Origin of the sequence: Longicatena sp. 210702-DFI.1.196, assembly GCF_020563125.1 — a bacterium.
GTDB classification, from domain to species: domain Bacteria; phylum Bacillota_I; class Bacilli_A; order Erysipelotrichales; family Erysipelotrichaceae; genus Longicatena; species Longicatena caecimuris.
This window is the reverse complement of sequence record NZ_JAJCPX010000060.1, coordinates 1-10879: the sequence shown is the minus strand read 5'-3', so window position 1 is coordinate 10879 and position 10879 is coordinate 1. Positions and strand designations below refer to the sequence as shown.

The 10879-nt window shown below is 53.0% G+C and carries 9 protein-coding genes and 1 pseudogene; all 10 read right to left on the bottom strand.

The window, feature by feature from the left end; all coding sequences use genetic code 11:
- Positions 1–751, bottom strand: a pseudogene (locus tag LI241_RS15010) (helicase); the annotation flags it as partial.
- A 17-nt stretch (positions 752–768) separates the two neighbouring features.
- On the bottom strand, positions 769–4104 hold the full coding sequence (locus LI241_RS15005) for an LPD28 domain-containing protein (protein WP_227161091.1): 3336 nt from the start codon (positions 4102–4104) through the stop codon (positions 769–771).
- Positions 4105–4110: 6 nt separating this feature from the next.
- On the bottom strand, positions 4111–4389 hold the full coding sequence (locus LI241_RS15000; protein WP_004798047.1) for a hypothetical protein: 279 nt from the start codon (positions 4387–4389) through the stop codon (positions 4111–4113).
- Positions 4386–6494, bottom strand: coding sequence for a type IA DNA topoisomerase (locus LI241_RS14995; RefSeq protein ID WP_227151440.1), 2109 nt, complete (start codon positions 6492–6494; stop codon positions 4386–4388). The genes LI241_RS15000 and LI241_RS14995 overlap by 4 nt, the downstream gene beginning before the upstream one ends.
- Positions 6481–6684 carry a hypothetical protein gene (locus LI241_RS16010; protein WP_368668991.1) on the bottom strand — a complete coding sequence of 68 codons (204 nt, stop codon included), beginning with the start codon at positions 6682–6684 and terminating at the stop codon, positions 6481–6483. The genes LI241_RS14995 and LI241_RS16010 overlap by 14 nt, the downstream gene beginning before the upstream one ends.
- Positions 6681–7445 carry a DUF4366 domain-containing protein gene (locus LI241_RS14990; protein ID WP_227151438.1) on the bottom strand — a complete coding sequence of 255 codons (765 nt, stop codon included), beginning with the start codon at positions 7443–7445 and terminating at the stop codon, positions 6681–6683. Before LI241_RS14990 ends, LI241_RS16010 begins: the two co-directional genes overlap by 4 nt.
- Positions 7435–7686: a DUF4315 family protein gene (locus LI241_RS14985; protein WP_006777886.1), complete on the bottom strand. Its 252-nt coding sequence runs from the start codon at positions 7684–7686 to the stop codon at positions 7435–7437. Before LI241_RS14985 ends, LI241_RS14990 begins: the two co-directional genes overlap by 11 nt.
- Positions 7687–7715: 29 nt before the next feature.
- Positions 7716–9452 (bottom strand): CHAP domain-containing protein, encoded by a 1737-nt coding sequence (locus LI241_RS14980; protein ID WP_227151436.1) that lies wholly within the window; start codon positions 9450–9452, stop codon positions 7716–7718.
- Positions 9445–9825: a DUF3851 domain-containing protein gene (locus tag LI241_RS14975; RefSeq protein ID WP_064786254.1), complete on the bottom strand. Its 381-nt coding sequence runs from the start codon at positions 9823–9825 to the stop codon at positions 9445–9447. The genes LI241_RS14980 and LI241_RS14975 overlap by 8 nt, the downstream gene beginning before the upstream one ends.
- The coding region (locus tag LI241_RS14970) for a VirB4-like conjugal transfer ATPase, CD1110 family (RefSeq protein ID WP_227151434.1) at positions 9825–10879 on the bottom strand (1055 nt) is incomplete at its 5' end. The genes LI241_RS14970 and LI241_RS14975, both read right to left, overlap by 1 nt.

Here is a 10879-nt window from a genome sequence, read left to right as displayed (position 1 = left end):
TGGCTTCGCGCTCTGCATTTCGGACGGTAACGCCGATCTGCCGCAGCACCTGCTGATTGATCTGACTGACCGCTGTCCCCAGCGCCCCGATGGTGGACGGGGTGTTGAAATCAAAGATCGCCATGAAATCTTCGTGGTCGAAGTAGTGTTCCGGCTCCAGTCCGCAGCGGGACATCAAAGCGTAAGTGATGCTGACGGTGGCGGCTGCCTTAAACTGCACTCCGATGTTAAACTCATCATATTCCTCCAAAAAGGAACCGTCAACGATATAGAAGAAGTCCTGCTGATGCTCTGCCCAGTATTCCTCGGCCAGTTTTCCGGCTACTTCGGTGAGCTGTCCGGCAAGGTTCTCACCGGAAACATCATAGGTGCGCTCCAGCATGGCCTGCACGGAATCCAGATGGCGCTCCTCCAACTGCCACAGCCAGGGAGTTCGGGAATGTTCACGGGTTCCGGTATCGGAAATGTCAAAGACATAACGCAGGCGAGGTCTGTCCCCGGAATCGTCCACCAGAGCGATCCCTTTGGAACCGCGCCTTACATACCGGCCCATCTTTTCATTCCACAAATCGTACTCCGCACAGGCGGTGGCGTCCGGTCGCTGGGCGTAGATCATCAGCTGCTCATGGAACGGGTACTTGTAAAGGCGGGAAGCAGTGGTGAGAAACCCTGCCCATTCCTGCCAGCTCCCCGTGAGCTGCGTTGTTACCTTCTCCGCCATCTGTGCATATAGTTCAGCTTTGGTTGGCATAGTGTTCTGTCCTCCTTTCAGTTTTGGGGTAAAAAGGTGGGGTGGCCTTTCAGCTGCTCCATGACGGACTTTTTCTTTTCCCGTTCCTCCCGATGGGTGGCGGCTGCCAACTCCATCAGGGAAATGGGCTGACCACTTCGGGCCTGCTGTTCCAGCTCTGCCACCGTGGGTTCTTTTGCGCCATTGTTGATGATACCGTCGATCATGCCGTAATCGTCCTCCAGCATCATTTCCGCATTTTTCAGCGGGTTTTCTGGCAGGAATCCGGGGATCTGGGTAAAACCAACGCTGTCACAGTAATGACAGGATACCTTACCGTCCTGTCTGATCGCAACGATGTCGCTGACGCTCATGGAGGGACTGTGAAAGTCCACGGGCTTTTCCAGATTGAATTGCTGATAGAGTTTTTCCAGCTGCTCCGGCACCGTGCCAGACTCCCTCAGAGGAGCTGTGTAAATGAGGTCATAATTGCTGCGGTCTATGGAAATGTTATGGGACTTTAACCAGTCCAGATTCATAAAGCGCACATTCTGCGGATCGTCACGACTTACCTGATAGATGGCAAAGCAATCTCTGTTCTGGGAGAGAAATGCCTGTTCGCGTTCCTGCTGATGTTCCTGACGCTCCATGACCTTTTCGTGGAACTGAGGGCTTTTCTCCCATTCCTCACGGTCCACACCGAAAAGGCCGCCATGATCCATGATTTCCTGCGAGTCAAATACCATACTCTCCGTATTGTCCTCATGCAGCACATAGACAGTCAAACCAGCGGCATCCAGTTCCAGCGCCCGTTCTCTGGTGACAGGGAGCATCCCATCATAGAAGTAGCCGTATTCCTGCATATCCGGTGCAGATACCTGCTCATCAGGCATGGGGTATTCATCCAGCGCCTGCTCTTGTGCTTCCGGCAGCTGAGAAGAAGCAGTCATCTGACTGACCTCTGCCTGCATCTGCTCATAGGCAGCGTCCTGCAAGGTTTCAATCATAGGCAGGGGCGCATACTTTACTGAATTGCTGCTCAAATCGTTATCATCACAAATCTGGAGAACTGCCTTCATGCAGGAAAGCTCCGGCATATCCAGCTGACCTCCATCCAGCTCTTTCATGGACGCAGCATCGTAAAGAGTGTAGTCCCATCCGCTGTCACAAGGTTGGATATGAAGATAGGTAGTATCGTTGATCAGAAACAAAGCCTCCTGCTGATTGGCGTCCACCCCCAGCACTTCCATTTCCGGCATGGCCGCAGCCAGTTCCTTTACCGCTTTCTGTACCAGCGGATTGTCACGGTAATAGTCGATTGCCTGAATGGTGTCCAGGTCAATGGTCTGCCCGGTCAAAATCGGAAACGGTCCTTCATAGTCGCTTCCGTCTTTCAGCTCAAAGCCAATGCCCTTGATCCCATTCATTCGCTCTGCCGGAATTTCCTGATAGATGCGGACCGCCTCCTCCAAAGACAGGTTATCGTGATATTCTCCAAGGTTTGGAAACTCCATGCACTCTGCTACATAGTAGGTTAGATTGCCTGTCGGCTGCTCTATCGGGGCGGTTTCCGGCTCTGCCTTTGCATGGGGATCAATCCCACGCTCTTTGCAGATTTCCTTATAGTGGCGCTCAATGTCAGAGATCAAAGTGCCGGAGGTCTTATTGATGGTCTCCAAACTGGCTCTCAGCTCTTTCAGTTCCTTGCCCTGACTCCAGCTTGCAATATAGCCGAAGCTGTTTTCTCCGGTCTCAATGCCAAAATATTTGCAGACCGCATAGGAGATGCTTTCAGCCTCCACTTCCTCCGTGTGGCGGTCTTTCCTCTGTTCTTGCAAAAACTGGGTGAGGGTAGAAAAGCCGCCAACAAAATTCAGCCCTTCTTCCTCGGTCAGCATCAGGCGTCCATCTTCCGCCAGCTCCAGCGGCTCTGTCAGCAGAACGCAACCTGCATGGTTTACAACCACTTGTTCTTCTACACAGACCGGCTCTCCGGGGTCGTAGTCAGAACCGCGCAGGTCATAGCAATAAACGCCCTCCGGCAGATTATCACGGACAATCCGCCCATTGGAGAACAGACCGGGTTTATCAAACAGCTCGATTTCCTGATATTGCTCGTCATTGGCAATCTGAATCTTTTTCTGATTGTGGAGCTTGCTGTGGGCAATCTCGTGTACTGTGGCCGAAACCGTCTGCACCTCACTCATGCCCTGACGAATGGCGATTTTCTGATGATCGGCAGAAAAATAGCCGTCCGTATCGGCGGCCATTGCTTCAAAAGTAATCGGCACCGGCGCACTGCGGCGCAGAGCCTCCATGAATGCCTCATAATTTGGCACATTGCCGGAAAGGGAGGAAGCAAGCTCCGGCAAAGGTTTCCCGTCGGTCTGACTCACATCAAAGACCTTGACAGGGCGGAACATGGGAATCTCGATTTCTTTTTCCTCTGTGACGATCTTTCCGTCTTTATCCAGAATCGGAGCCTTGGTATCCGGGTCCAGCTTCTGCTCCTCGATTTTCTTCTTATACGGTGTTGGGGCAATGATGGTAATACCATGCTCGCCCTTTTTTACATGACGCTCAAACTGGTCTTTCCACTTATTGTATCCGGCTACTAATGTAGCGTCCGGCTTCTGCATATAGATGAGCATGGTGTTGTTTACCGAATAGCGGTGGAAGCGGGACATGACGGACAGATAGCGCATATACTTTTCACTCTCAAACAGTTCCTTGATCCCCTGCTCGATGCCATCTGTGATTTCCCTTAGCCGCTCTCGGTTGGTGGGTTTGTTCTCAGCCATGATTTTCAATCTCCTTTCCAAGTGTGTGATTTCTGCTGTGTGTTCTGCAACCCATGCCCTTTGTTCTTCTTCACTTTCATAAAGAAAAAGGTCCAACAGGTACTCTACATAGGTTTTCTTCTGGATCGCTTCCACAAAGCGGGGGTGCGGTTCTTCCTCCGGTGTCCTGGGAGAATGGTCAATCCCCCATTTTTTCAGCAGATGGTAGTAATCGGACAGTACGCGGTAACAGCGCTGTCGATCCTCCCGAAACTTCTGTGCCTCGGTTTTTTGCCGGACATATCTCCTGCGGGGCGGAGCCTGACTGTCATAGATCAGGCCAAAGTCCTGTGCCAGTTTCTCCGCCGCTTCTTTTGGGGAGAGGTTAAAGAGCTTTGCGGTAAAGTCGATCACATCCCCATCTTCACCGCAACCAAAGCAGTGGAACCGCTGGTCTACCTTCATGCTGGGGTTCTTATCGTCGTGAAAGGGACAGCAGGCCATACCATTTCGTTTGACCTCGATCCCATAAAACGCTGCCGCTTCTCTGGTGCTGACCGACTGCTTGACCGCTTCAAATACATTCTCTGCCATGTGCCTTTAACTGCCGGACTTTTTCACAGGGGGCTGGTATCCGGCGGCTTTCGCACGCTCACTGGCAGCTTTGCGGCGCTCGGCGCTGTATGGCTCCCGGACTGATACACACCGCTTGGGGACGGTAAAGTTATGGGCGTCCTTTCGGGTGATCTGGTCGGGGTGCTTTTTTGCCAGCAGTTCCAGCTTCTCCATCAGACGGGGATCGTGGGTGTAGACCTCAGCCATTGGTTCTGCCTGGTTATAGAGGAGAATGGTTTCCCGTTCCACTAAAGAGAGCTTCATCGGCTGCCTCCTTTCCGCTGGTCAAATTCCAGCTTGAAGTTGGCATACTGTCCATCATCCTCCAAAACCACAGCGGCATCGTAGGTCTTTCCGGTTTTCTCCGAATATAGGCCCGTCACACGGACACGGCCATCGTTAAGCAGTGCAGACACCACAGCCTTGGTCGGCTGTTTTTTCTTGGCAGCCCACCATTTGTTATTTTTCCAGATTGCAAATTTGCAAGAATCATTCTGACAGAAGAAGCCTTTTTGCAGTTCTGCAACTTCACCGCCGCAGCGAGGGCATTTGCCCACCACCTCACGGGGCGGAGTGAACAGGTACTCAGTTCCCTTGATGACCTGATAAGTTCCCACCAGGTCTTTCAGCATGGTGCTGATCCCGTCCAAAAACTCCTCTGGGGCAAGCTGCCCGCGCTCGATCTCGCCCAGTCGGTACTCCCACTCGGCAGTCAGAAGCGGCGATTGCAGTTGTTCCGGCAGAACGGTGATCAGGGAAACTGCATCGTGGGAAGGGAGAAGCTGCACCGTTTTCCTGCTCTTTTTTCGTTCCAGAAAACCGGCAGATACCAGCTTTTCCAAAATACCGGCACGAGTGGCCGGTGTCCCCAGACCTTTTCGCTCGGCATCCTCCGGCATATCCTCTTTTCCGGCAGTCTCCATCGCGGACAACAGGGTGTCCTCCGTAAAGTGCTGGGGCGGACTGCTTTTGCCTTCTTTGACGATTGCCGCAGAAACCGAAAGGGTCTGTCCTTCAGTCAGCTCCGGCAGGGCTTTCTCTGCACCCTCTTTTTTCGGCTCTGCATCCTTCGTTTTGGCACGGTAAGCGTCCTCCAGTGCTTTCCATCCGGGGTGCCTCACCGTTTTTCCTTTGGCGGTAAATTCCCCACCGGCACACGCTGCAATCACAACGGTTTCCGAATAGATATGGGGATGAGCCACGGCGCACAGCAGACGCAGGGCCACCAGCTCCAGCACTGCTTTTTCTCCCGCAGGAAGGGCAGAAAGGTCTGCATCCTTGAGATTTCTGGTAGGGATTACTGCGTGGTGGTCGGTTACTTTCTTATCGTTGATGACCGTCTGCGGATCACAGGTAATGGCGATTCCTTTGCGAAACGGCATAGCATTGGCAACCAGCTTGACCAGCACCGGCAGGCTGTCTGCCATATCACCAGTCAGATAGCGGCTGTCAGTACGGGGATAGGTGCAGAGCTTCTTTTCATACAGGCTTTGCAGATAGTCCAAGGTCTGCTGGGCTGTAAATCCAAGCAGGCGGTTGGCGTCTCTTTGCAGAGTAGTCAGGTCATAGAGGGCAGGCGGCTTTTCGGACTTTTCCTTGCACTCCACCTTTTTGATTGTGACAGCTGCACCCTGGCAGGCTTCTTTCAGCTGTTCTGCGCTTGCTCGGTCACTTATGCGCTCCCCGGATACGGTAAGACCGGGCAGCTCCAGCGCCACGGTATAAAAGGGAACCGGCTTAAAGGTGTCGATCTCAGCCTCTCGCTGGACAATGAGCGCCAGCGTTGGAGACATCACGCGCCCGATGTTGAGGGTGCGGTGGTACAGCACGGAAAAAAGCCTTGTAGCATTGATCCCCACCAGCCAGTCGGCCTTGGCACGGCAGAGGGCAGCATCCCGAAGTCCGTCATAGTCCGCACCGGGGCGCAGGTTTGCAAAGCCTTCCCTTATGGCGGAGTCCTCCATCGAAGAAATCCAGAGCCTTTTCATAGGCTTTTGACAGTCTGCCAGCTCATAGACGCTGCGGAAGATCAGCTCACCCTCGCGTCCGGCATCGCAGGCATTTACCACCTCCGTCACATCCGGGGCATTCATCAGCTTTTTGAGAATATCAAACTGCTTTTTCTTATCTTTTCCCACCACCATCTGCCAATGTTCCGGCAGAATAGGCAGGTCATCATATCGCCACTTGGCATACTTGGGATCATAACTGTCTGCATCCGCAAGACCGGCCAGATGGCCCACGCACCAGCTGACACGCCAGCCGTTACCCTCCAGATACCCGTCCTTACGGACGGTTGCGCCGATCACCGCCGCCAAATTCTGGGCAACTGATGGTTTTTCGGCAATTACCAATTTATGTTGAGCCATGATGGTTCCTCCTCTCTTTGAGCCATCGGGACATTTCCCGGTGACAGATACCTACGCAGGGTCTTCCATAATTCCCGCAACCATAGCAGGGGTGGCTGTGGAGTAAAGAAGGAGGACGGGAAGTTTCCTTCCCGCCCTCCGGCCTGCGTGTCATCATGCGTTCATAGGGACTGTCTGTGAAACGGGTCATTTCACACTGTCCTCATCATCATCTTCTGTGCTGCCCCCATCAGCGTCCGGTTCGTCCAACTCCTCATCCTCGGTTTCCCATTCCTCGGAATCTTCCTCGCCATAATCATAATCGTCCAGACTGTCATTGCCCTTGGTCTTAGGCTTGTTCTTAACAAGCTTCAAATAGGCAAATACGCCACAGCCGCCCAGCAGAGCCAGCAAAAGGACTATCGCAGCCGGGTTCAGTCCGGCAGGCTTCTCTTTTTCCGGCTCCGGTGTTTCTGCCGGAGGTTCCGGTGCTTTGCCCGTACATTTACTCTTATCAGTTACACAGACCGGGCAGGCCGTATTGACTGCCCCTGCTTCACATTTTGCCGTGCAGCTGCATACCGCAGGCGGCTCCTCTTTTGCTTTTCCATCTTCCATCAGTGCCATCAAATCCGCTTCATCCACCTGATTCAGAAAGTGAACAGCAGTCTTTTTATCCTCATTCGCCCTGTCAATCAGGATGTAAAAGTAATTTCCAGCTTTGGTCGTAACAGTAATAAGCTGCTTATTGCCTCCAAAATCATCCACCAGTGCCGCATTCCCCTCCGGTGTAAGTGCCGGTGCTGGTTCTGTTTCTTCCACAGTAACATTGCTGTCATTGGTAGAATCCTCTGCCGGTGCCGCCGGAGCCTGTTCTGACCCCTGTGCAAAAGCAGGGATCGTAAAGCCAAATGCCACAACCATTGTCAGGCAAAGGGCGGAAAGTGTTCGGAGCAATCGTTTATTCCTCATAGCTGTTTTCCTCCTGTTCGTTATTGTCATCAGCCAAACTGCCGGGAACTGTGCCACCGGACAGCATGGCGCTCAACTGGGTCGGGGTCATACGCAGGGCGCGCACCATCTGGACGATCTCCAGATTTTCTGCCTCGGTTTTCTGTGCTTCCAGCGCCTTGAGCTTTTCCTGATACTCTGCGATCTTCTCGCGGACCTTTGTAATCTCCTGGTCAATGCGCTCAATTTTGTTCTTTGCCATCGTCTATCACTCCTTCTTAAAAATCTCTGTTACCAGTTCATCAGGCCGTAGCCCTTAATGCTTTGATAATTCAGGTCATAACTTTTAATCTTGCAGGCATCGCCGGAATTTCCCTCCACGGTATAAACACGGCTGCCATCCGTACCGATCACGATACCTACATGGTCTGCTGTCCCATCCAAATCCCAGTCAAAGAAAATTGCATCTCCGGGAGCCAGATTGTTATAGCCTCTTGCGCCCCACTGTCCATGAGACTGGAACCACGGAACGCCCTGCCACTCACAGCCTGCAAAGCGCGGTTCACTTTTTCCTGCCTGGTTATAGCACCAGGATACGAAGCAGGCGCACCATTCCACGCGGCTGTCAAAGCCATACCAGCTCCAATAAGGATAGCCGCCCACATTGCCCACCTGACGCTTGGCCAGTTCCACCAGCTGAGGATTGCCGGGGCGGGTACCGTTAATGAACTGCACACCGGACAGATCTTCCGAGCCGCTGGTATCAGGGGAGCCGCCGCCAAACAACAGCGGCTTATTGCCCATGGTCTGCCGGTAGACCTGATACATTTTCATCTGCTCCGGGGTCAGAAGTTCCGACACCACAGCGGAAATGGGCTTGCTGGCGAGTTTCACATTCAAAATGTAATACTCATAGGGAACTTCTTCTGAGGTGGTCTCACCGGTCTCCGGGTCGGTGGAGGTCTCCGTGCGGTACCGAATCTCCACTTCCTCAGTAAGCGTCAGCTGATACTGTGCTGCAAACACACGCGCCAGCTCTGCCTGAGCGCTCTGCCGGGTGTAGCCTTGCAAGACGGCAGAGAGAAATGCTGCCAGCTCATGAGGGTCATGGCCGATCATACCAAGGTCATAGCGATACTCGTCATACCCTGGGTGACTGCTTTCAATGTTGTCGATTTTCTCCTGCAACTGGGCTTCTCTGGCTGCATAATCTGCCTCCACCGCCAGCATTTCCGGGTCATCCGACGGATAGGTGGTGCCGGAGAGAACGGAACCGATGCTCTGCGCCATCATGGAGCAGGAGGACATGGTATTCATCAGCATACAGGTAATGAGGAACAAAACCCCTGCCATCAGGAAACCCTTCTTGTGGCGCATGACGAATGCCCCTGCCTGCTGTACCTTTTCTTTTACCGTCCTTGCGGCTTTTCCTGTTTTAGATGCAGCCTGGGCGGTATTTCCAGCAGTCTGACCGGCGTGTTTGGCGGCGGCATACTGCTTTTTGATGGCCTGCTTTTGCTGCCAGCGGGAAAGTGGATTGCTGGCAAACTGGGGATTTTCCTGCAAAGATTTCTGGTACAGAACATTTACATTTGCCTTTTCCAGTTGGCGCTCTGCCTGTGCTGCTTTGCGGTACGGCTTCAGCTTGTGGCTGTGATAGCCCTCCCGCACCAGATAAGCGCCGGTCTCCACCGCTTCCTCGGACTTGTGGGCGCTTTCCACGCCCACATTGTCCTGTTCTGTTTCCCGGATCTCTTTGTGGAGTTTGCCCGCAACCAGATGGACGGGAGCTTCCTTGACCCCTTGAGAAAGTTTGGAGGGTGGCTTTTTCTTGTCCTCAAAGGTCAACTTCGAGGTCTTTTTTCCGGTATCCGGGTCAATGACCGTCTGCCTGACCTTTTTCTTTGGGATATTGGCCTGCGCCTTATCTGCTCTGGCCGCAGCTTTCTCCGCTTTACGAATCGGCTTTTCCAGTGCAGGGTCAGACCGTTCCTCATCAGTAAAATGCAGGCGCGGCTCCTTATTCAAACCATTCTCCCAGCATGAGGGAGGACATCATGTAGTGCAGCTCTGCATAAATGGCCATTCCCACAGGATCGTTGAACATACAGCCGGACAGGTAGGCATAAAACTGTGCCACAACATCGGACAGGATCTTTGCTTCGGTTCCTTCCAGAACCAGACCGCCCATACCTTCCTTAGCACGGATAGCACTCCAGATCTCTGCCAGACGGAGCAGCCCCACCTGACCGGTCTCATTCAGTTCGGCTGCCTGATCTGCCGCCGTGCGGCACTCACTTACCGCATCGGCCATGACTGTAAGAAGCTGGCTGCGCTGGGCATTTACCGCCCTGTCAAAAAACATCAGCGGGTTTTTATTCAAAATGTTGGGGTTCATCATTATTCATCCTCCTTTTTCAGTTCCTGGGGTTTTGTGGTCATAATGCGATAAAGCTCGGTATTCTTCGGGAAGTGATCCACGAAAGGCAGGATCGTGGAACCATAGAACAGCAGGCCCTCACCCTCACCGGAGTGTGTCACATAGCTAAGCTGGTGCGTGGAAATGCCCAGCTGCTTGGCAAGTATCTGACGGTCTCCGCCTGCCTGGTTGAGCATATACACGAAGTCGGAGTTTTCAAAGATGTTCTCTACCTCGCGGCTGCTCAAAAGGTCTTTGACATTCTGGGTAATACCTGTCGGAATACCGCCCCATTTACGGAATCGCTTCCAGATTTCTACTGTATAGGCAGCGGTCTGTTCCTCCTTCAAAAGCAGGTGCATCTCGTCGATGTAGTAGCGGGTGGACTTGTGAGCAGCGCGGTTGATGGTAACGCGGTTCCACACTTGGTCCTGCACCACCAGCATACCAATCTTTTTCAGCTGCTTGCCCAGCTCCTTGATGTCATAGCAGACAATGCGGTTGTTGATGTCCACATTGCTCTGGTGGTTGAACACATTGAGGGAGCCGGTTACATAGATTTCAAGGGCCGTAGCGATATACTGGGCTTCCTTTTCCTCCTGTTCCCGGAGCAGGTTATACAGATCCTCCAGTATGGGCATATTCTCCGGGCGCGGGTCATTGAGGTAAGTCTGATAGACCAGACGCACACAGCGGTCGATGATGGTTTTCTGCACCGGCTGTAAGCCCTCCTTACCGCCCACGATCAGCTCACACAAGCTGAGGATAAAATCAGATTTGAGGGACAGCGGGCTTTCATCATCCGAGTAGTCCAGGTTCAGGTCCATCGGATTGATGTAGTTGGTGGAGGTAGGCGAGATCTTGATGACCTGCCCATGCAGACGCTCAACAAGAGGTGCGTACTCCGCTTCCGGGTCACAGATAATGACATCATCGCTGGTAAGCAAAAAGCAGTTGGCGATTTCTCGTTTTGCGCTGAAGGACTTACCGGAACCCGGCGTACCCAAAATCAAGCCGTTGGGGTTTTTCAGCAGCT

What these genes read in the sequence shown, in the direction of transcription:
- LI241_RS14975 (WP_064786254.1), bottom strand. Translation starts at nt 9,825, where the DNA reads ATGATGAACCCCAACATTTTGAATAAAAACCCGCTGATGTTTTTTGAC.
- LI241_RS16010 (WP_368668991.1), bottom strand. Translation starts at nt 6,684, where the DNA reads ATGACCCGTTTCACAGACAGTCCCTATGAACGCATGATGACACGCAGG.
- LI241_RS14990 (WP_227151438.1), bottom strand. Translation starts at nt 7,445, where the DNA reads ATGAGGAATAAACGATTGCTCCGAACACTTTCCGCCCTTTGCCTGACA.
- LI241_RS15000 (WP_004798047.1), bottom strand. Translation starts at nt 4,389, where the DNA reads ATGAAGCTCTCTTTAGTGGAACGGGAAACCATTCTCCTCTATAACCAG.
- LI241_RS14995 (WP_227151440.1), bottom strand. Translation starts at nt 6,494, where the DNA reads ATGGCTCAACATAAATTGGTAATTGCCGAAAAACCATCAGTTGCCCAG.
- LI241_RS14985 (WP_006777886.1), bottom strand. Translation starts at nt 7,686, where the DNA reads ATGGCAAAGAACAAAATTGAGCGCATTGACCAGGAGATTACAAAGGTC.
- LI241_RS15005 (WP_227161091.1), bottom strand. Translation starts at nt 4,104, where the DNA reads ATGGCAGAGAATGTATTTGAAGCGGTCAAGCAGTCGGTCAGCACCAGA.